We start from the raw sequence: 20,175 nt of genomic DNA on the forward strand, positions 1-20,175 counted from the left end.
CTCGCCACGGACCGGCGGTCGACCTCCACGTCGCCCGCCGGTCCCGTGGTGCCCGCCCCACGTCCCCGTGAAGGATGCCCATGAACGCCCCTGTGACGCCGACCCGGCGTGCCCGCGGGTCCACCCAGGCCGTCCGCCGGCCCGGTGACCTGTTCTTCTCCGGAGCCTCCCTCGGCGCCGCGATCCTCATCCTGCTGATCCTCGCCGGGGTCGCGCTCTTCCTCGTCGTCGAGGCCCTCCCGGCGCTGCGAGCGCCCGCGGAGGAGATCACCGGGGGTGAGGGCTTCTCCGGCTACGTCTGGCCGCTGGTCTTCGGCACGGTCGTCGCCTCCCTGATCGCGATGATCCTGGCCACGCCCGTGGCGGTCGGGATCGCCCTCTTCGTGTCGCACTACGCGCCACGCCGGCTGGGCAGGAGCATCGGCTTCGTCATCGACCTGCTGGCCGCCGTGCCCTCGGTGGTCTTCGGCATGTGGGGGATGGCGGTCTTCGCCCCGCGGATGGTGCCGCTCTACGAGTGGCTCGAGGAGTACGCCGGGTTCATCCCGTTCTTCTCGGACGCGTCCACCACCGGCCGTACCCTGATGACCGCCTCGATCGTGCTGGCGGTGATGATCCTGCCGATCATCACGGCCGTCTCCCGGGAGGTCTTCCTGCAGACCCCACGGCTGCACGAGGAGGCCGCGCTGGCCCTCGGCGCCACCCAGTGGGAGATGATCCGCACGGCGGTGCTGCCCTTCGGTATGCCGGGCGTCATCGGCGGCACCATGCTCGGCCTGGGCCGCGCCCTCGGGGAGACGATGGCGGTCGCCATCATCCTGGCCCCTGGGGTCTTCGGCCTCAACCTCATCGGCAACGGCAACTCCACGATCCCTGCCGAGATCGCGCTGAACTTCCCCGAGGCCGCCGGGCTCCGGCTGTCCGAGCTGATCGCCGCCGGCCTGGTCCTCTTCGTCATCACCCTGGCCGTCAACCTCTTCGCCCGGTGGATCGTGGACCGCCGCGCCGAGTTCTCGGGAGCGAACTGATGAGCACCCCCACCCAGACCTCACCCCAGTCCGAGGGGGACCTGCACCACACCCGCCTCGACGACGTGGACGGGATCGTCCCCTCCCAGGTGCGGCCGGCCAGCCGTCGGCCCGGCCAGCTGCTCGCGGTGGCCGCGGCCGCCCTGGCGCTGGTGCTCTGGCTCGTTGTCGGCCTGCACGTCGCCGCGGCCCTGGTGCTGAGCTTCGTCGTCTACCTGGTCGTCGTGTATGCCGTCTACCGCCACCTAGGCGGGAGCCGCGTCGCGGTCGACCACTTGGTGCGCGCGCTGGTCTACTTCGCCTTCGTCTGCGCGATCATCCCGCTGGTGTCCCTGCTGTGGACCGTCATCGCCGAGGGCGCCGGACGGGCCTTCGACCCGGCGTTCCTCAACCAGACGATGAACGGCGTCACCGGTCTCAACGACCAGCAGTACGCCGACGGGTCCGCCGAGTTCGTCGGTGGCGCCTACCACGCGATCATGGGCACCCTGATCATCACCGGACTGGCCACCCTCATCTCGGTGCCGATCGGGATGTTCACCGCGATCTACCTGGTGGAGTACGGAGCCCGGAACCGGCTGGCCCGCGGGATCCGCTTCCTGGTCGACGTGATGACCGGCATCCCCTCGATCGTGGCCGGCCTCTTCGCGTTCGCGCTGTTCACCCAGATCTTCGGGATCCGGGACGCCAAGATGGGCCTCGCGGGCGCCGTCGCGCTGTCCGTGCTGATGATCCCCACGGTGGTCCGCAACTCCGAGGAGATGCTGCGGATCGTCCCGAACGAGCTCCGCGAGGCGGCCCTGGCCCTGGGCGTTCCCAAGTGGCGGGTGATCGCCAAGGTGGTGCTCCCGACGGCTGCCTCCGGGCTGGCCTCCGGCGTCACCCTGGCCATCGCGCGCGTCATCGGCGAGACGGCACCGTTGCTGGTGGCCATCGGGTATGCCCGAGGGCTCAACTGGAACGCGTTCGAGGGACCGATGAACACCCTCGCGGTGTACGCCTACTTCATGTTCACCAAGCCGCTGAGCCCGGCCGTCCGGGAGCCGAGCCTGGAGCGGGCGTGGGCCGCCGCGCTGCTGCTCGTGCTCATCGTCGTCGCCCTCAACCTGCTCGCCCGGCTCATCGCCAAGATGTTCGCGCCGAAGACCGGCCGCTGACCCACCAGGAGACCCATCTCATGTCCAAGCGCATCGACGTCAACAACCTCGACATCTACTACGGCGACTTCCACGCCGTGAAGAACGTCTCGATGGTCATCGAGCCCCGCGCCGTGACCGCCTTCATCGGCCCCTCCGGCTGCGGCAAGTCCACCTTCCTGCGCACCCTGAACCGGATGCACGAGGTGATCCCCGGCGCCCGTGTCTCCGGGGACGTCGCGATCGACGGCCACAGCCTCTACGACAAGGGCGTCGACCCGGTCGACGTGCGCCGCCAGGTCGGCATGGTCTTCCAGCGGCCCAACCCGTTCCCGACCATGTCCATCAAGGAGAACGTGCTGGCTGGGGTCCGGCTGAACAGCAAGCGGCTCTCCGGCAAGGCTGCCGACGCGCTCACCGAGAAGGCGCTGCGCGGGGCGAACCTGTGGACCGAGGTCAAGGACCGGCTCGACAAGCCTGGCTCGGGCCTGTCTGGTGGACAGCAGCAGCGGCTGTGCATCGCGCGGGCCATCGCGGTGCAGCCCGAGGTGATCCTGATGGACGAGCCGTGCTCCGCGCTCGACCCGATCTCGACGCTGGCCATCGAGGACCTGATCAACGAGCTGAAGGTCGAGTACACCGTCGTCATCGTGACCCACAACATGCAGCAGGCGGCGAGGGTCTCGGACAAGACCGGCTTCTTCAACCTGGAGGCGACCGGGATGCCCGGGGAGCTGGTGGAGTACGACAGCACCCAGAACATCTTCAACAACCCGGGTCAGCAGGCGACCGAGGACTACATCTCCGGCCGCTTCGGCTGACCGACCGGGCGAGCGTCGTGCTCCGACCGGGCGCGCGTTGTGCTCCGACCGGGCGTCCCGACATGCCGGCGACCGGCATACTGGCTCCCATGACGCACCGCACTGCGCGCCCGACCGTCCGCCCCCGGGTCGTGACGGGCGCTGCCGTCCTCGCGCTGGTGCTGGCGGGGTGCAGCGGGGACGACGATGACGCCGCGCAGACCTCGGAAGCGCCTGCGCCCACGGCCGCCGACCGGCTGGCGCAGGCGCACGACGTGCTCGTCGACGCGGGGACCGTGCACCTGACGATGACCGGCACGGACCTACCCGAGGACGAGGACTCGTTCATCATCAGCGCGGAGGGAAGCGGGACGATGGAGCCGCCGGCCTTCGACGGCACCATCACCGCCACCGTCGCCGGGGTCCAGGCGGACATTCCCACGGTCGCGCTCGACGGCGACCTCTGGGTGAAGCTGCCGTACGTCCCCTCGCACGTCAACACCGACCCCGATGACCTGGGCGTGCCCGACCCGGCCACCCTCTTCGACCCCGAGGCGGGCCTGGTCGGGCTGCTGCCGATGACCGACGACCCGGAGCTCGGCGAGCGCTCCCGCGCCGGGGCCGAGGTGGTGCAGCAGGTGACCGGGACGCTGCCCGGGCAGGCGGTGACGGACCTCCTCTACGCCGGGGACGCCGAGGCCGACTTCGACGTCACCTACGGCCTGGTCGAGGACACCTGGGAGGTCCGTTCGGTGGAGCTCACCGGCCCGTTCTACCCGCCGACGACCTCGACCTACACGCTGACGCTCGACGCCTACGGCGAGCCGGTCACCGTCACCCAGCCCTGAGGATGGGCCAGGGGGAGGGGAGCCCGGCCCGGGGCGCGCGCGCCCTGCTGACGGTCGCGGCGCTGGCGGTGGCGCTGGCCGCGGCCGACACGTACGTGGTGGTGCTGGCGCTCACCGACATGATGGCCGGCGTCGGGGTCGGTATCGAGTCGCTGCAGCGGGGCACCCCGATCATCTCCGGCTTCCTGCTCGGCTACATCGCCGTCCTGCCGCTCATCGGCCGGGTCAGCGACCTCGTCGACCGACGGCGGATCCTGCTCTGGTGCCTGGTCATCTTCGTCATCGGGTCCGCAGTGACCGCGGTGGCCGTGGAGCTGCCGGTCATGGTCGGTGGCCGGTTCCTGCAGGGCCTCGGCGGCGGCGGCCTCGTGCCGGCGACCCTCGCCCTGGTTGCGGACCTCTGGCCACCCGGCCGGCGAGGTATGCCGCTGGGCGTGGTGGGCGCGGTCCAGGAGATGGGGTCGGTGCTGGGGCCGCTGCTGGGGGCCCTGGTGCTGGCCGTCACCGGCTGGCGGGAGATCTTCTGGCTCAACGTCGTGCTGGGCCTGCTGGCGCTGGTCGGGGTGGCGATCATCCGCCCCGTCGCGTCCACGGACAAGACCGTCCGCACCCCACCCACGGCCGACCCGGCCACCCACCACGACCGGCGTTCCCGCGTGCTGACCGCGACGGCATACCTGCTGGCGGTGCTGGCGGCCGCGCTCTGGACGCTGGCGCTGTGGGCGCCCGAGGTGCTGACCACCTCGATCGAGCTCGGGGCGCCGTTCGTGCCGCTGGACCCCGCCTCCGGCTCGCGGGTGGCGACCCCGGTCGGCGTCGCGGCCGCAGTGACGACCCTGCTGCTGGGCGTCGTCACACTGCCGCGGTGGCTGCCGCTGCTGCTGCGCGCCGACCTCCTCGGTGCGGTGCTGCTCGCGGTGGCGCTCGGCTCGCTGGTGCTGACGTTCTCCACCGCGAACCCGGAGACCGAGGTGCTCGGGCCGTGGGGGGTGTGGCTGCTGCCGCTCGGCGTGCTCGCCACGGTCGCCTTCCTGCTGCGTCAGCGTCTCGCCGCGCACCCGCTCATCCCGAGCGGCGTGGTCCGCGCCCGTGTCTGGCCCGCGCTCGGGGTCAGCGTGCTGGTCGGCGCCGCGATCGTGGCCGTCGTCGTCGACGTGCCGCTGCTCTCCCGCCTCACCCAGGGCACCGACGAGACCGACGCGGCGCTGGTGCTGGTCCGGTTCCTGGTCGCGGTGCCGGTCGGTGCGCTGCTCGGTGGCTGGCTGCTGCGCCGCGTCGGGCCGGCGCTGGTCGCCGCGCCCGGGCTCGCCGTGGCAGCGGTCTCGATCCTGGCGATGGCGCGCTGGGACCGGGCCTCGCTGGACGACCTGACCGTGACCACGCTCGCCCTCGCCGGGGCCGGGCTCGGCGTCGGCCTGGCGATCGCGCCGGTCAACGACGCGGCCCTCGCCGACGCCCGGGAGGACGCGCACGGCACGGTGAGCTCGCTGGTCGTGGTCGCGCGGATGGTCGGCATGGTCGTCGGGCTGGCACTGCTCACCGCGATCGGTCTGCGCAGCTTCCACACCGAGGTCGGCCGGCTCGCGGACCCGACCGACAGCGACGCCCTGCTCGACGCGGCCGTGGTCCAGGTGCAGACGGTGCTGACCGGGGCGGGGTATGCCGCCGCCCTCGCCGCGGTCCTCGCCCTGGCGCTGGGCTTCCGGGCGGTGGGCCGGGACGCCCGCGAGGTCCGTTCCGCAGGCGGCGCCCAGGTCTAGGGCCTGCGCGCGAGGATCTGCTCCCGCAGGATGTCGGCGTGCCCGCAGTGCTGGGCCAGCTCCCGCAGCACGTGCATGAGGACCCAGCGCAACGGCAGCGGGCCGCGACGGTTGCCGGGCAGGGTGTGGTCGAGGTCGAGGCTCTCGATCGCCCGCCGGGAGGCCCGCACCGCGTCGGCGTAGTCCGCCAGGACCGAGGCGATCGTGTCGTCCTGTGTGAGGACGAAGGACTCGTCCGGGTGCTCCGGTATGCCGATCGCGGCCCGCGACGCCCCGGTCACGGCCTGCACGAACCACACCTTTTCCACGAAGGTCGCGTGCTTGACGAGTCCCAGGAGGGTCGTCCGTGAGGGCACCAGCCTGGCCCGGGCCTCCTCCTCGTCCAGCCCGTCCAGGCTGGCGGCGAGCAGGGCCCGGTGCTGGTCGACGAACGCCCGCAGCTGGGCACCCGCCTCCGCATGGTGCAGGTCGGGGTCGGCGGGCGGCATACCGTCACGGTAGTGGTGGACGGCAGCACGAGACGTCCGGTCGGGCACGACGAGACGCTCGGTCGGGCAGCACGAGACGCTCGGTCCGGCACGACGAGACGTCCGGTCGGGCACGACGAGACGTCCGGATGGGCACTCCGGCGCGCTCGGTGGGATCGGCATACCCTGGGTGCATGAGCACGCTCCACCTCGTCGGCGAGGCCGAGGCCGACCGCATCCTCTCCGAGCACCCCTTCGCGCTGCTGACCGGCATGCTGCTGGACCAGCAGATCCCGATGGAGGTCGCCTTCGACGGCCCCCGCAAGATCCTCGAGCGCCTCGGGTCGCTGGACCCGGTGACGATCGCCGCCACCGACCCGGAGGAGTTCATCGCGCTGTGCGCCACGCCGCCCTCGGTGCACCGGTTCCCGAAGTCCATGGGCCAGCGGGTGCACGACCTCGCCGCCGCCGTGGTCCAGGACTACGACGGGGACACGGAGGCGATCTGGACCGAGGGCGGCCCGGACGGCGCCGAGATCCTGAAGCGGCTCAAGGCGCTGCCCGGCTACGGGGACCAGAAGGCCAGGATCTTCCTCGCCCTGCTCGGCAAGCAGCGGGGGCTGCAGGCTGAGGGGTGGCGCCAGGCCGCCGGTGACTACGGGCAGGACGGCGTGCACATGTCGATCGCCGACGTCACCAGCGCCGAGTCGTTGCAGCAGGTCAGGGCCTACAAGAAGGAGAAGAAGGCGGCCGCGAAGGCCGCCAGGGCGTGACCGCCGCGGTCCCCCACCCCGACGGACGTCTCGAGCCTCCCGTCCAGGGGTCCGTCTGGACCGTCCCGGGGATGCTGGCCATCGCCGTGGTCGCCCTCACCGGATTCTCCGGCTACGCCGCCCTGCTGCCGGTCGCGCCGCTGTGGGCGGTCGAGGGTGGCGCCGACAGCGCCGGTGCCGGACTGGTCAACTTCGTGCTGCTCGGGACGACCGTCGCCACCCAGTTCGCCGTCCCGTGGTCGATCGGCCGGGTGGGATGGGCCCGGGTGCTGTCGCTGGGGATGGTCCTCCTGGGCGTCCCCTCGCTGCTGCACCTGCTCAGCGACACCCTGCTGGTCACCCTCCTCCTCTCGGCGGCCCGGGGAGTGGGCTTCGGAATCCTCACCGTCGCCGCCAACGCGGCGGCCGTCCTGCTGGTGACCCCGGAGCGACGAGGTGCTGCCGTGGGCGCCTACTCGGCCGCGCTGTCGGTGCCCAACGTCGTCTTCATGCCCCTGGGGGCCTGGGTGGCCCAGGCGTGGGGCTTCGTCCCCGCCTTCGCGGCCGGGGCGATACCGCTGCTCGGCATCCCGGCCTGCATCGTGGTCGCCCGTCACCTCCCGGACCGCTCGACCCGCCAGCCCGGTGGCCCGTCCGACGAGACCGCCATGGGGGCCGGCACCGCGGCGGCGATGCTGCGACCGACCCTGATCCTGCTGGCCGTCACCCTGGCCGGTGGCGCCGTCATCACCTTCACCCCTCAGCTGGTCGCGCTGCCGTGGCTCTCTGCGGCAGGGCTCATGGCGATGGGCCTGGTCTCGGCGATCGCCCGATGGCGGATCGGGGGGTTGACCGACCGGATCGGCGTGGATCGCCTGGTCGCGCCGTTCGTGGTCCTGACGGTGCTCGTCCTGGCCGCCTTCGCCTGGGTGGTGCGCGAACCCGTCACCTCCGGGCAGGCAACCGTCTGGATCCTCACCTGCGCGCTCCTGGGCCTGTGCTACGGCGGGCTCCAGAACCTCACCATGCTGCAGGCCTTCGCCGCAGCGGGGCCTCGACGGATCGGCGCCGCCAGCGCCGTCTGGAACGCCGGTTTCGACGCCGGCACGGCCTGCGGGGCCCTGCTCGTCGGAACGGTGGCCGTCGGCGCGGGCTTCGGGGTCGGGATGGCGGTCACCGCCGGACTCTGTCTGCTCACCGTGCCTCTGGCGCTGGTCCGCAGGCGCTAGGGGCGGTCGGCCAGGTCGACGACGACCGGGGCGTGGTCGCTCGCGCCCTTCCCCTTGCGCTCCTCACGGTCGATGAACGCGCCCTCCACCCGGGCCGCCAGGGCGGGCGAGCCGAGGCAGAAGTCGATCCGCATGCCGCGGCGCTTCGGGAACGACAGCTGGGTGTAGTCCCAGTAGGTGAAGGTCCCGGGCTCAGAGGTGTGGGGCCGCACCACGTCGGCGTACCCCGCGTCCAGCACCGCCCGGAAGGCCGCCCGCTCCGGCTCACTGGTATGCGTCCGGCCCTCGAAGTAGGACACCGACCAGACGTCGTCGTCGGTGGGGGCGATGTTCCAGTCGCCGGTCAGCGCCACCTGCGCGTCCGAGTCCGCAGTGAGCCAGCCACCGGCCGCCGTCCGCAGCTCCTCCAGCCAGCGGAGCTTGTAGTCCAGGTGCGGGTCGTCGAGCGCCCGTCCGTTGGGCACGTACAGGCTCCACACCTGCACCCCCGCGCAGGTGGCACCGATCGCCCGGGCCTCCACCACGCTCGGGTCGCCCCACCCCGGCTGCCCGGGGAAGCCCACCTGGACGTCCTCCAGGCCCACGCGGCTGATAAGGGCCACCCCGTTCCACTGGTTCAGCCCGGTGTGCGCCACCTGGTAGCCGGCCGACTCCAGCGGTAGCAGCGGGAACTGGTCGTCGCGGCACTTGGTCTCCTGCAACGCCAGGACGTCGACGTCGTGCCGCTCCAGGAAGCCCACCACCCGGTCCAGGCGGGAGCGGATGCTGTTGCAGTTCCAGGTCGCGATACGCACCGGGTCACCCTAAGCGCCGCCCTGGACATCCGCAGGACCCGGCCGCGCCGAACACCCACCGACAGGAGACACAGCCACCGCACAGGTCGCGCTGGAAGTCTCGGAGCCCGAACCGAGAGTGAGGTGGCCGTCATGGTCATGGGACTGCCGGCACACCCGTTGCTCGTGCACTTCGCGATCGTGCTGCTGCTGCTGGCCGCAGGCGCCCAGATCCTGGCGGTACTTCTCGCGCGTTTCCGCCGCTGGTTCGGCTGGGGCCTGCCGGTGCTGGGGGTAGTGAGCGCGGTGCTGGTGCGGCTCACCCAGAGCGCCGGCGACGACCTGCTGACGACCGGCACCGTGCCGGCCACCGACCTGCTGTCCGAGCACGGTATGTGGGGGGTGCGCGCAGGCTGGGCCGGCATCGTCCTGGGGGTGGTCACGGTCCTGTACTGGGCGCTGACCTCCGAGTGGGGCCGGGAGCGGCTGACCGGCCGCTGGCCGTCCTGGGTGCGGGTCGTCGTCTCCGTGCTCGCGGTGCTGGCCGCGGTGGCGGCGATCGTCACCGTGACCCTGGCAGGGCATACCGGCTCCTCCTCCGTGTGGGGCAGCCGCTGACCCCGGGCCGTCAGCCGCGGCCGCCCGGTGTTGGCAGGCCGGTTTGATTTTGGAGCATAGAACGATAATGATTCCCACTATGCGAACGAAGACGACCCCTCTCATCCTTGCCCTGACCTCGGCCACCCTGCTGGCGGCGTGCGGTCCCACCTCCTCCGACGACGCCGGTGACGGCAACGCCCCCGCGGGTGGCAGCAGCGACGGCGGCACCACCCAGACCGCCGACGCCGGCGACGCCGCGAGCGAGACCGACCCGGCCGGCACCTCCGACGGCGCCGCCGGGACCGGGAGCGCCGACGAGGCCGCGGAGACCCACGAGTCGGCCGGCCCGTCCCCCCGGTTGGCGCTGACCTACGACGGCGGGGTCATGGTGCTGGACGCCCTCGACCTCGAGGTGGAGGGTGACTTCCCGGCGGAGGGCTTCACCCGGCTGAACCCCGCCGGTGACGGTCGCCACATGCTGCTGACCGAGGGCGAGAGCTTCCGGCTGCTGGATGCCGGCACCTGGAGCGAGCCGCACGGCAATCACGACCACAGCTACACCACCGCGCCGACGCTGACCGACCAGCGGGTCGAGGGAAGCCACCCCGGCCACGCCGTCGCGCACGGCGGCCGCACGGCGCTCTACTTCGACGGCGCGGGCCGCATCGACCTCCTGGACCCGGCCACCCTGGACATCGAGACGTCCATCGACGTGGACGAGGCCCACCACGGCGTCGCGGTGATGCTCGAGGACGGCGCCATGCTCGAGACCGTGGGCACCGAGGACGAGCGCACCGGGGCCAGGGTCCTCGACGCGAACGGGGACGAGCTGGCGAGCACGGACGAGTGCCCGGGCGTGCACGGGGAGGCCACCGCAGAGGGCGGCGCCGTGGTCCTAGGCTGCGAGGACGGTCTGGTGGTCTTAGCGGACGGGGCGTTCACCAAGATCTCGTCCCCGGACGACTACGGCCGCATCGGCAACCAGGCCGGCTCCGAGCTGTCCCCGGTCGTGCTGGGCGACTACAAGTCCGACCCTGACGCCGAGCTCGAGCGTCCCGAGCAGGTCAGCCTGACCGACACCGCGACCGGTGAGCTGCAGCTGGTCGACCTCGGCACCTCCTACTCCTTCCGCTCGCTCGCGCGCGGCCCGCAGGGGGAGGCGCTGGTGCTCGGCACCGACGGGGAGCTGCACGTCATCGACCCTGCCTCCGGCGAGGTGACCCAGGAGCTCCCCGTCGTCGAGGAGTGGACCGAGCCGACGGAGTGGCAGCAGCCGCGCCCGACGCTCTTCGTCATGGGCCAGTTCGGCTACGTCACCGAGCCCGCCACCCAGGAGCTGCACGTCGTCGACCTCGACGCCATGGAGATCATCGACAGCGCGGAGCTGCCGCAGGTGCCCAACGAGATCTCCGGGGTCAGCGGCCGGGACGAGGCCGCGGGCTCCCACTCCGAGGACGAGCACGGCGACGAGGACCACGGTGACGAGGACCACGAAGGTCACGACCATGGTGACGAGGAGCACAGCGACGAGGACCACGAGGGTCACGACCACTGATCAGGGGCGGGTGATCCCCCGCACCGCTCTCAGGTATGCCGCCCGCACGGCCGGGGCAGCCAGCGCCGCGACGGCGTCGGGCACCCCGGTCACGGCATACGTCTGCTCCCACCGGATCCGGGTGTCCGCCCCGGCCGGCCGCAGGGTCGCCACCAGGCTGCCGGTCAACGGCGACCCGACCTTCTCGACGACGGCCCGGTGCGGCGGCCCCCAGGACCGGACGACCATGTCGTCGTCGAAGCCGAGCGGTCCCACCCCGGTCCGGGCGGTGAACCGGGCACCCGGGCCGAGCGGCTCACCGGTGGTCGTGGTGAGCGGAATCGCCGCGGTATGCCGGTCCAGGTCCCACAGCCGGGCCCACACCTGCTCGGGCGGTCCGGGGACCAGGACGTCGAACCAGAAGGAGGCCACGCCTCCAGACTAGGCCTGTCGCCGCTGCTGCCTACGATGACCTCATGAACGCACCAGCCCTGGGAGCCCATGTCGACCAGTCCGACCCGATCGGCGCGGCAGCCGCCCGGAAGGTGCCGGTGGTGCAGTTCTTCCTCGGCGACCCGCAGGGGTACCAGGGTCCGGAGGTCCGCTACCCGGGCGGGGCGGCGGCCCTGCGGGAGGCGGCGGAGCGGGCCGGTGTCGACCTCTATGTGCACGCGCCGTACATCATCAACGTCGCGACCCTGAACAACCGGATCCGGATCCCCTCCCGCAAGCTGCTGCAGCAGCACATGGACGCCGCCACCGAGATCGGCGCCAAGGGCCTGATCGTGCACGGCGGCCACGTCAACGCCAAGGACGACCCGGGCACCGGCTTCGACAACTGGCGCAAGGCCGTCGAGGCGACCACCATCACCACCCCGCTGCTCATCGAGAACACCGCGGGCGGTGACCACGCGATGACCCGCCACCTGGAGCGGATCGCGGGGGTGTGGGACGCGATCCGCTCGGCGGAGGGCGCCGACCAGGTCGGCTTCTGCCTCGACACCTGCCACGCCTGGGCGGGAGGCCTCGAGCTCGGCTCCGTCGTGGAACGCGTGCTGGCGATCACCGGGCGCATCGACCTCGTCCACCTCAACGACTCCCGGGACACCGCCGGCTCCGGGGCCGACCGGCACGCCAACCTCGGGGACGGGACCGTCCCGGCGCAGGAGCTGGTGGACGTGGTCCGGGCAGCAGGGGCCCCCGTGGTCCTGGAGACGCCCGGCGGCACGAACGAGCACCTCGCCGACCTGGGGTGGCTGCGCTCCCGGCTGTGAGCCGGCGGCATACCCTGACCTGATGGGACGAGCACTGGTGACCGGGGCCTCCGCCGGGCTCGGGCGGGAGTTCGCGGTGCAGCTCGCCGCACGCGGGCACCACCTGGTCCTGGTGGCCCGGGACGGGGGGCGGCTGGAGCAGCTGGCGGACGAGGTGCGCCGCGACGCCGGGGTGGACGTGCAGGTGCTCCCGGCGGACCTGTCCGACCGCGGCCAGCTCGAGCAGGTGGCGGAGCGCGTCCGGGATCGCGGCAGCCCTGTCGACCTGGTCGTCAACAACGCCGGCTTCGGCGCCGGCGCCAGCTTCGCCGGCAACGACCTGGACGTCGAGGAAGCCGCGCTCGACGTGATGGCCAAGGCGGTGATGGTGCTCTCGCACGCCGCCGCGGGCGCGATGCGGGAACGCGGGCACGGGGCCGTGCTGAACGTGTCCTCGGTCGCCTCGTTCGCCGCGATGGGGCACTACTCGGCGATCAAGGCCTATGTGACGGTACTCTCCGAGGCGCTGGCCACCGAGCTGGCCCCGCACGGGGTCCGGGTGATGGCGCTCTGCCCTGGCTTCGTGCACACCGAGTTCCACGGGCGGGCGGAGATGGACATGTCCGCGCTCCCGGACGCCCTCTGGCTGGATGCACCCGCCGTCGTACGGACGGCTCTGGACGACCTCGCCCGGGGAAGGGTCGTGTCCATCCCCTCGCTCACCTACACCGGCCTCGTCCAGGTGCTCAGGGTCACCCCCCGTCGCCTGGTCCGCAGCGTCTCCGCCTCGCTCGCGAGCCGGCGGCGCGCCCCCGACCGCACCGCATGAGCCGCCGGCGGCGGCTCGCCGCCGGGACGGTGCTGGTCCTGACGAGCGGTGGGGCACTGGTCTGGCAGGGTGCGCACCGGCAGGTGCCGCTCTACCAGGAGGCGGTGGTCCGGGACGCCTACGGGGTCCTGACCCCGGTCGCCCCGGGACGCACCGCGGACGGCTGGCTCCCGCTGTCGGCGGACCCGGGGACGGTGCCGCTCGAGGTGTCGCTGCTGGGTGCCCGCGCGGCCGCGGACCAGGTGTGGCTGACCTCCGGCTGGCTCCCCGAGGAGGGCCACCCGCACGCGGGGCTGGCCCGTGACGCGTTGCGCGACCTGCACACCCTCACCGCGCCCGCCGGCAGCCCCCCGGGGGCGGTGCTGGCCGGGGCGTCACCGGCCTGGCAGTTCGTCTGGCCGCGGGACGCCTCCTTCGCGGCCGCCGCCTACGCCCGCAGCGGTCACCAGCAGGAGGCGCTGGCCACGCTGGTGCTGCTGCAGGACCTGCAGGCTCCCGACGGGTCCATGCAGGCGCGTTACCTGCCGGCGCAGGAGGGGGGTGTGCCGGACGACCGGCTGCCGCAGGAGGACGGCCCGGGGTGGGCGTTGTGGGCCGCGCGAGAGGTCGTCGAACACGGCGCGGACGGTGCGGAGGCGACCACGCTGACCCCGCTGATCACCCGTTCCACCGCCCGGCTGCTGGACCGGATCGACCCGGGGACGGGGTTGCCGCTGCCCTCACCCGACTACTGGGAGCGGCCGGAGGAGAAGCTCACCCTCGGCATCGCCGCCACCTCGCTCATGGGTCTGGAGGCCGCCGCCGCGTTGTATGCCGACTCCTCGGTCCCGGCGTCGGCCTGGGTGGGTGCGGGGGTGGACCCCGAGGGGCTGTCGGAGCGGGCCGCGCGGCTGCGGTCCCGGATCGTCGAGGAGTTCGGCCCGGGCTTCCCCCGGCACGCGGGGGGACGGCCGGACGCCGCCGTGACCTTCCTGCTGCCGCCCTTCGTGGAGGTCCCGGTGGCCGGTGCCGACCGGGCCCGGCTGCGGAGCCAGGGCGCGCAGCTGCGTCCGGCCGGAGGACTCGCACCCGGCGCCGGGTGGCACAACGACGGCATCTCCTGGACCCCGGAGACCGCGCTGCAGGCGCTCGCGGCCGCGCACGGCGGGCATTCCGAGGAGGCGGAGCGGTGGCTGGACTGGCTGGCGGACCACCGGACCGTGACCGGGGCCCTGCCGGAGAAGGTGCTGCACGACGGGCAGCCCGCCGCCGTCGCGCCGCTGGCCTGGACCGCCGCCCTGGTCGTCCTCACCCTCCGGCCCTGACCGACCTGGCCTAGGCTGGGCGCTCATGACCACCACCCGTGACCGTCTGCTCGAGCTCATCACCGACCTGGCCGTCGTGCACGGCCGTGTCACCCTCTCCTCCGGTACGGAGGCCGACTACTACGTCGACCTGCGCCGGATCACCCTGCACGGTGAGGCCGGGCCGCTGGTGGGGGAGGTCATGCTCGACCTGGTCGCCGACCTCGAGGTCGACGCGGTGGGTGGGCTGACCATGGGCGCGGACCCGGTCGCCACCGCCATGATGCACGCCGCCGCCCGGAGCGGGCGCGGACAGCTCGACTCCTTCGTGGTCCGCAAGAGCGAGAAGGCGCACGGGCTGCAGCAGCGGATCGAGGGGCCCGCGGTCACGGACCGACGGGTGGTCGTGGTGGAGGACACCTCCACCACCGGTGGCTCGCCGCTGACGGCCGTGGAGGCCGTCCGGGACGCGGGGGCCCAGGTGGTGGCGGTGGCCGTGATCGTGGACCGGGACAGCGGAGCGCGGGAGCGCATCGAGGAGCAGGGCATCGAGTACCGCTCCGCCTTCTCGCTGTCCGACCTGGGTCTCTGAGGCACGACGACGCCCCTGCACCTTCCCCCGGTGCAGGGACGTCGTCGTGTCCGTGGGCCTGAGCCCTTCGCGCGCAGGTGGGTCAGGGCATACCCGGGACCCGGCCGTACCAGACCTGGCTGTCCCAGATGGGGCCGTAGACGACGCCGGCCTGCGGGTTCTGCGCCTCGTAGCTCATGCCCGGGCCCGCGTAGATCCCGACGTGGTACCAGTTCTTGTAGAACACGAGGTCGCCCGGCTTCGGGTTGGTCACCGGGGTGACGAAGGTGCGCTGGTCGCGCACCGTGCGCGGGATGTCGATCCCGTTCTGCTTGTAGGCCCACCAGGTGTAGGACGAGCAGTCGAAGGCGTCCGGAGGGGTTCCGTAGAGGACGTACGGGGAGCCCACGTAGTCGGCCGCGGTGTCGATGATGCCCTGCCGTACCGGCGTGGGCGCGGGGACCGGGGCCACGCCGCCGCTGGGCGGGGTGGAGGTGAGGATGCCGCCGGAGACGAACTTGCCGTTGCCCAGGTCGAGCCAGTTGTTGGAGGTCCAGGTGCCACTCACCTGGGTGCCCTTGACCATGGTGGTGACGATGCTGTGGTTCAGGCCGGGGCCGGAGCGGATGTTGCCGACGTTGGCGCTGATGTACCGCACCGTCTCCTGGGGGCCGCCACCGCCGCCTCCGCCGCCGCTGGGCGGGGTGGAGGTGAGGATGCCGCCGGAGACGAACTTGCCGTTGCCCAGGTCGAGCCAGTTGTTGGAGGTCCAGGTGCCGGTGACCTTGGTGCCCTTGACCATGGTGGTGACGATGCTGTGGTTCAGGCCGGGGCCGGAGCGGATGTTGCCGACGTTGGCGCTGATGTAGCGGGTGGTCTCCTGGACGCCACCACCGCCGCCGCCGCTGGGCGGGGTGGAGGTGAGGATGCCGCCGGAGACGAACTTGCCGTTGCCCAGGTCGAGCCAGTTGTTGGAGGTCCAGGTGCCGGTGACCTTGGTGCCCTTCACCATGGTGGTAACGATGCTGTGGTTCAGGCCGGGGCCGGAGCGGATGTTGCCCACGGCGGCGTCCATGTAGCGGGTCACGGTCTGCGAGCTGCCGCCACCCCCACCGCCGCCACCCGGGCTCTGGGGGGCGAGGTTCCAGGCGGCGACGAACTTGCCACCGGGCATCTTCAGCCAGTTGTTGGAGGTCAGGGTCCCGGTGAGCTCGGTGCCCGCGCGGTGGCCGCCGACGACCGGGTAGGAGGTGGAGGCGCCGGAGCGCACGTTCACCCCGCCCGAGGCCTCGACGACCATGGTGACCGTCGACTGGACGGCCGGGGTCGGCAGGACCCGGGGGGTGGCCGGCATCGGCGTGCTGGGCTGCAGCCCCTGCGGGGTGGCCGGCAGCGGCGCGCGGGGCATCATCGGCGTCGACGGAGCGGCCTGGGCGGAGGGGACGAGGGCGACTACGGGTGCGGCGGCCGCGGTGACGGCGATCAAGGTGCGGGAGAAGCGGCGCGTGCTCAGGGTCATCGGTGATCCATCGTGTGGCGTGGGCGGACAAAGGAATGTGGGGCGAGGTGGGACAACCTCTTCATGCCAGCCCGGGACGCCGAGCCAGGTGCTATCAAACAGAGCGCTTCGCGTGTGCGCAACCCCCGTTGACCTGCGGGAGTGTGATTTCCGCGGGTACCACAAGCATGTAATTAGTGATGTTCGTCACAACGCCCGCAGATCATTGCAGGTCAGGCGGAATATCACATCGGTGTAGTTCGCTGACCTGCACTTTTCCCGATTTTCACACCATTACCGGCTGTCACTGTTATTGCGTGAACGATGTGACGCGCGTTGCTCGTGAGTGTCTGACGTCCCGCTCCCGCCTTCCCGGACGTCAAGAATGGGCCCGATGCCACTCGGCGTCGGACCCATTCTTGACGAATTCTTGACTATTCCTTGACGAATTCCTTACTCAATGCCGGTCAACGGCGGCGTCGGTCCCAGTGCGCGAAACCTGCGGCGCGCGCGGCGTCCTCGCTCTCGAACCACACCTCGGCCCGGACCCCGTCCCAGCTCGGGGACTCGGGAGTGTGGAAGAGCATCGAGCCCGAGTTGCCCTTGACCTCCCAGCCTGAGGGGCCGGTGCCGTCATCGAGGGGCTCGGCCGAGCCCGCCCCGTAGACGGACTCCGCGAAGGTCGGCTCCTGCGCGGGGGCGAAAGGCTCGGGCTCCGGGTCGGGCTCGGGTGCGGGGGCGTCGGCTGCGAAGCTCTCCTCGGTCGGGGCGTCCCCGGGGGTGGGGGTGAGGAGAGGCTCGGGCTCGGAGCCCTCGCCGGCGCGATACACGCCGGCGTCCCCGACCGGGTACTCCTCCTCGCGGCGCGCAGCCTCGTCGGCCTCCCCGATCTCGTCCGCCGTCAGCGGCTCGTCGTACCCGGGCTGCTGGGTGACGGGCTCGTCCACGACCGGGTCGTAGGACCGCTCCTCGGAGACGGGCTCCTGGACGGCGGGCTCTTCGACGACCGGGTCGTAGGACCGCTCCTCGGTCACCGGCTCCTGGAAAGCGGGCTCGTCCACGACCGGGTCGTAGGCCGGCTCTTGAGTGACGGGCTCCTCGACGACCGGGTCGTAGGACCGCTCTTCGGTGACCGGCTCCTGGAAGGCGGGCTCTTCGACGACGGGGTCGTAGGAGCGTTCCTCGGAGACGGGCTCCACGACCGGGTCGTGAGCGTTCGGGTCGTGCGCGACCGGGTCGTGCGCGACCGGCCCGTCCTCGACCGGGCGCTCCTGCTCCTCGTACCGAGCCTCCTCCGTGCTGCCGGCGGCCGGTGCGGGGTGTCCCGGGCCGGCGTCGCGGTCCTGGTCGTAGGGATCGGTGGCGGACGTCGGCTCGGTCATGGCGCCCTGCGACCCTGCCGAGGTGGCCTGGGGCAGCGCCCCGTCGTCCTGGGCGATCGACGAGGTCTCGTCGTCCGCGCCGGGCCGGCGCAGCAGCAGGAAGACCGCCACGCCGATGAGCAGCAGCAGGAGTGCGACCATGATCCACTTGGTCGTGTCGTCCATCGTGGTTCCTCCATCCGGGGCCAGCCCTCGGCCACGTCGTGTTCAGCCAGGGCTCGTGCCCGGCCGTCCCACCGTAGTGCGAATCCCACCCGTCGGCACGGTTGAGCGCCGCTCCGAGGCGGTGGTAGCCGATTCCCGGACCGTCCTCCACCCAGCAGGAGAAGAGTGAGCACCCAGACCGAGCTGACCGGCGTCGCCGCCTGGGCCGTCGACGTCATGGAGCGGCTCGGGCCTCCCGGCGCCGGGCTGCTGATCGCCGCAGAGAACCTCTTTCCCCCGCTGCCGAGCGAGGTCATCCTGCCGCTGGCCGGGTTCACCGCCAGCCAAGGGTCTTTCACGGTGCTGGAGGCGATCGTCTGGACCACCAGCGGGTCGGTGGTCGGGGCCCTGGTGCTCTACGTCCTCGGCGCGGTCTTCGGTCGTGATCGGCTGCGGGCCGTGTGGGCGCGTCTGCCGCTGGTCGACCTGCACGACCTCGACCGCACCGAGGCGTGGTTCTCGCGGCACGGGACGAAGGCCGTGCTGTTCGGCAGGATGGTGCCGATCTTCCGCAGCCTGATCTCCGTCCCGGCCGGGGTGGAACGGATGCCGGTAGCCGTCTTCCTCGGTCTCACCCTCGCCGGCAGCCTGGTCTGGAACATGATCTTCGTGCTGGCCGGGTACCACCTGGGCGAGAACTGGCACCTCGTCGAGCGGTATGCCGGCACCTTCCAGGTGATCGTGATCGCGGCGGTCCTCCTGGCGCTGGCCTGGTTCGTGGTGTCGCGGGTCCGGCGGCTGCGGAGCCGGTGTGGCTGAGCAGCAGGTCGGGGTCGGGCCCTGGCCAGGGCCGTGGCCGGAGGACGACGGGCGTCTGCCCGGGCACCTGGACCCCGCTCTGCTGAGCGAGGGGGACACCCGCAACGTCCTGGACCGCTACCGGTACTGGACGCACGAGGCCATCGTGGCCGACCTGGACACCCGCAGGCACGGCTTCCACGTCGCGGTGGAGAACTGGGGGCACGACTTCAACATCGGGTCGGTCATCCGCACCGCCAACGCCTTCAACGCGGCCGCCTTCCACATCGTGGGTAGGCGGCGGTGGAACCGGCGCGGCGCCATGGTCACCGACCGCTACCAGCACGAGCACCACCATCCGGACGTCGCGCACCTGGCCGCCTGGGCCCGCGAGCGCGGGCTCCCGCTCCTGGGGGTGGACAACGTCCCGGGGGCGGTGCCGCTGGAGCCCGTCGAGCTCCCCCGCGACTGCGTCCTGGTGCTCGGCCAGGAGGGTCCCGGGCTGAGTGCGGAAGCCCTCGCCGCCTGCAGCCAGGTCCTGGCGATCACCCAGTACGGCTCCACCCGCTCGATCAACGCGGGAGCGGCGGCGGCGATCGTGATGTACCACTGGGCGCTGCGGCACCAGGATGCGCCCCCGGCCCTCGATCCCTGAGACGATGGGCGCATGCGTCGTCATGTCTCCGCGGACCTCACCGCCACCGTCACCAGCACCGTCGAGGCCACCTTCGGCGTCTCCGTGGCCGAACAGGTGGCCCGGGAATCCGAGGAGCTCACGGTCACCCTGGACGGCGACCAGGTCGAGGTCGCCCACGTGCTCGACGAGGCCTCCGGGACGCGGTGGCACGTGCTGCGCGACCTGCCGCCGGGGAAGCTGGCCATCAGCTACCGGGCCACCGTCACCGACGGCGGTGCGGGCACGCCCGTGACCCCGCTGGACCGCATCCACTACGTCCGCCCCAGCCGCTACGTCGACCTGGACCGGCTGGAGGCGGTGGCCCGGGCCGAGGTCGGGGACGTCAGCGGTGAGCAGGGCGCCCTGGACGTGGCTACCTGGGTGCACGAGCACATCCGCTACGTGATCGGCTCCTCCTCGGTCACCGACGGCGCCAGCGACACCTACCTCGCCCGGAAGGGCGTGTGCCGTGACTTCGCCCATCTCACCCTGGCGCTGCTGCGGGCCCGCGGGGTGCCGGCGCGGATGGTCGCCTGCTACGCCCCGGGGCTCAGCCCGATGGACTTCCACGCGGTGGTCGAGGCGGCCATCGACGACCGGTGGGTCGTGCTGGACCCGACCTGGCTCGCCCCGCGCCCGTCGTTGGTGCGGATCGGCGCCGGTGCGGACGCCAGCGAGACGTCCTTCCTCACCGTGCACTCCGGCGGCCTCACCTTCGGCACGCTGGACGTGGTCGCCACCACCGACGGCGCCCTGCCGACCGACGACCACCGGGGAACGGTCGTCATCGGCTGACAGGGCGCGCACGGCATAC

Annotated in this window: 21 protein-coding genes; 16 read left to right on the top strand and 5 right to left on the bottom strand. The window is 72.2% G+C overall.

Annotated features, from left to right (window positions below):
* Window positions 1-80 precede the first annotated feature (80 nt).
* From pstC to ACI3EY_RS02785, 5 genes are all read left to right on the top strand, one after another.
* Window positions 81-1,028 carry a phosphate ABC transporter permease subunit PstC gene (gene pstC, locus ACI3EY_RS02765; protein ID WP_405039340.1) on the top strand — a complete coding sequence of 316 codons (948 nt, stop codon included), beginning with the start codon at window positions 81-83 and terminating at the stop codon, window positions 1,026-1,028.
* Window positions 1,028-2,185, top strand: coding sequence for a phosphate ABC transporter permease PstA (pstA, locus tag ACI3EY_RS02770; protein ID WP_405039341.1), 1,158 nt, complete (start codon window positions 1,028-1,030; stop codon window positions 2,183-2,185). The genes pstC and pstA overlap by 1 nt, the downstream gene beginning before the upstream one ends.
* Before the next feature lie 20 nt (window positions 2,186-2,205).
* Complete coding sequence (pstB, locus tag ACI3EY_RS02775) at window positions 2,206-2,985, top strand: phosphate ABC transporter ATP-binding protein PstB (RefSeq protein WP_405038771.1); 780 nt, start codon at window positions 2,206-2,208, stop codon at window positions 2,983-2,985.
* 89 nt (window positions 2,986-3,074) lie between these two features.
* Window positions 3,075-3,812, top strand: coding sequence for an LppX_LprAFG lipoprotein (locus ACI3EY_RS02780; RefSeq protein ID WP_405039342.1), 738 nt, complete (start codon window positions 3,075-3,077; stop codon window positions 3,810-3,812).
* A 2-nt stretch (window positions 3,813-3,814) separates the two neighbouring features.
* Window positions 3,815-5,572: an MFS transporter gene (locus ACI3EY_RS02785; protein ID WP_405039343.1), complete on the top strand. Its 1,758-nt coding sequence runs from the start codon at window positions 3,815-3,817 to the stop codon at window positions 5,570-5,572.
* On the opposite strand, the gene ACI3EY_RS02790 is transcribed toward ACI3EY_RS02785, so the two are convergent.
* A complete protein-coding gene (locus tag ACI3EY_RS02790) occupies window positions 5,569-6,060 on the bottom strand; it encodes a DinB family protein (protein WP_405039344.1) in 492 nt (163 codons plus the stop codon). The two genes, ACI3EY_RS02785 and ACI3EY_RS02790, sit on opposite strands and share 4 nt — an antisense overlap.
* 173 nt (window positions 6,061-6,233) lie before the next feature.
* Here ACI3EY_RS02790 and ACI3EY_RS02795 point away from each other — a divergent pair, with 173 nt between their 5' ends.
* The gene (locus ACI3EY_RS02795; RefSeq protein ID WP_405039345.1) at window positions 6,234-6,812 is read left to right on the top strand and encodes an HhH-GPD-type base excision DNA repair protein; all 579 of its coding nucleotides are present in this window, start codon (window positions 6,234-6,236) and stop codon (window positions 6,810-6,812) included.
* A gap of 71 nt (window positions 6,813-6,883) precedes the next feature.
* The gene (locus ACI3EY_RS02800; protein ID WP_405039346.1) at window positions 6,884-8,020 is read left to right on the top strand and encodes an MFS transporter; all 1,137 of its coding nucleotides are present in this window, start codon (window positions 6,884-6,886) and stop codon (window positions 8,018-8,020) included.
* Here the strand turns inward: ACI3EY_RS02800 and ACI3EY_RS02805 are convergent.
* A complete protein-coding gene (locus ACI3EY_RS02805) occupies window positions 8,017-8,814 on the bottom strand; it encodes an exodeoxyribonuclease III (protein WP_405039347.1) in 798 nt (265 codons plus the stop codon). The genes ACI3EY_RS02800 and ACI3EY_RS02805 overlap by 4 nt on opposite strands.
* Before the next feature lie 132 nt (window positions 8,815-8,946).
* On the opposite strand from ACI3EY_RS02805, the gene ACI3EY_RS02810 reads away from it, so the two are divergent.
* Window positions 8,947-9,411: a DUF2231 domain-containing protein gene (locus tag ACI3EY_RS02810; protein ID WP_405039348.1), complete on the top strand. Its 465-nt coding sequence runs from the start codon at window positions 8,947-8,949 to the stop codon at window positions 9,409-9,411.
* A gap of 79 nt (window positions 9,412-9,490) precedes the next feature.
* On the top strand, window positions 9,491-10,948 hold the full coding sequence (aztD, locus tag ACI3EY_RS02815) for a zinc metallochaperone AztD (RefSeq protein ID WP_405039349.1): 1,458 nt from the start codon (window positions 9,491-9,493) through the stop codon (window positions 10,946-10,948).
* Here aztD and ACI3EY_RS02820 read toward each other — a convergent pair whose 3' ends face one another.
* Window positions 10,949-11,359, bottom strand: a complete 411-nt coding sequence (locus ACI3EY_RS02820; RefSeq protein ID WP_405039350.1) for a hypothetical protein — start codon at window positions 11,357-11,359, stop codon at window positions 10,949-10,951.
* A gap of 44 nt (window positions 11,360-11,403) precedes the next feature.
* Between ACI3EY_RS02820 and ACI3EY_RS02825 the strand changes: the two genes are divergently transcribed.
* From ACI3EY_RS02825 to pyrE, 4 genes are read left to right on the top strand one after another with little or no spacing between them, the layout of a single operon-like run.
* Window positions 11,404-12,201, top strand: coding sequence for a deoxyribonuclease IV (locus tag ACI3EY_RS02825; protein WP_405039351.1), 798 nt, complete (start codon window positions 11,404-11,406; stop codon window positions 12,199-12,201).
* Window positions 12,202-12,223: 22 nt separating this feature from the next.
* Window positions 12,224-13,009, top strand: a complete 786-nt coding sequence (locus ACI3EY_RS02830; RefSeq protein WP_405039352.1) for an SDR family NAD(P)-dependent oxidoreductase — start codon at window positions 12,224-12,226, stop codon at window positions 13,007-13,009.
* Window positions 13,006-14,313, top strand: coding sequence for a glucosidase family protein (locus ACI3EY_RS02835; RefSeq protein WP_405039353.1), 1,308 nt, complete (start codon window positions 13,006-13,008; stop codon window positions 14,311-14,313). The genes ACI3EY_RS02830 and ACI3EY_RS02835 overlap by 4 nt, the downstream gene beginning before the upstream one ends.
* 25 nt (window positions 14,314-14,338) lie before the next feature.
* Complete coding sequence (gene pyrE / locus ACI3EY_RS02840) at window positions 14,339-14,884, top strand: orotate phosphoribosyltransferase (protein WP_405038784.1); 546 nt, start codon at window positions 14,339-14,341, stop codon at window positions 14,882-14,884.
* An 82-nt stretch (window positions 14,885-14,966) separates the two neighbouring features.
* Here pyrE and ACI3EY_RS02845 read toward each other — a convergent pair whose 3' ends face one another.
* Window positions 14,967-16,382 (bottom strand): C40 family peptidase, encoded by a 1,416-nt coding sequence (locus ACI3EY_RS02845; RefSeq protein WP_405039354.1) that lies wholly within the window; start codon window positions 16,380-16,382, stop codon window positions 14,967-14,969.
* 446 nt (window positions 16,383-16,828) lie between these two features.
* Window positions 16,829-17,908 carry a sunset domain-containing protein gene (locus tag ACI3EY_RS02850; protein WP_405039355.1) on the bottom strand — a complete coding sequence of 360 codons (1,080 nt, stop codon included), beginning with the start codon at window positions 17,906-17,908 and terminating at the stop codon, window positions 16,829-16,831.
* A 216-nt stretch (window positions 17,909-18,124) separates the two neighbouring features.
* Between ACI3EY_RS02850 and ACI3EY_RS02855 the strand changes: the two genes are divergently transcribed.
* Genes ACI3EY_RS02855 through ACI3EY_RS02865 form a run of 3 tightly spaced genes read left to right on the top strand, consistent with a single transcriptional unit; the run spans window position 18,125 to window position 20,156 of the window.
* Complete coding sequence (locus tag ACI3EY_RS02855; RefSeq protein ID WP_405039546.1) at window positions 18,125-18,706, top strand: DedA family protein; 582 nt, start codon at window positions 18,125-18,127, stop codon at window positions 18,704-18,706.
* Window positions 18,699-19,340 carry a TrmH family RNA methyltransferase gene (locus ACI3EY_RS02860; protein ID WP_405038787.1) on the top strand — a complete coding sequence of 214 codons (642 nt, stop codon included), beginning with the start codon at window positions 18,699-18,701 and terminating at the stop codon, window positions 19,338-19,340. Before ACI3EY_RS02855 ends, ACI3EY_RS02860 begins: the two co-directional genes overlap by 8 nt.
* A gap of 12 nt (window positions 19,341-19,352) precedes the next feature.
* Entirely contained in the window at window positions 19,353-20,156 is an 804-nt protein-coding gene (locus ACI3EY_RS02865) for a transglutaminase-like domain-containing protein (RefSeq protein WP_405039356.1), read from the top strand.
* Window positions 20,157-20,175: the final 19 nt, after the last annotated feature.

This window comes from Serinicoccus shuyuelongi (assembly GCF_045032955.1).
Lineage (GTDB): Bacteria > Actinomycetota > Actinomycetes > Actinomycetales > Dermatophilaceae > Ornithinicoccus.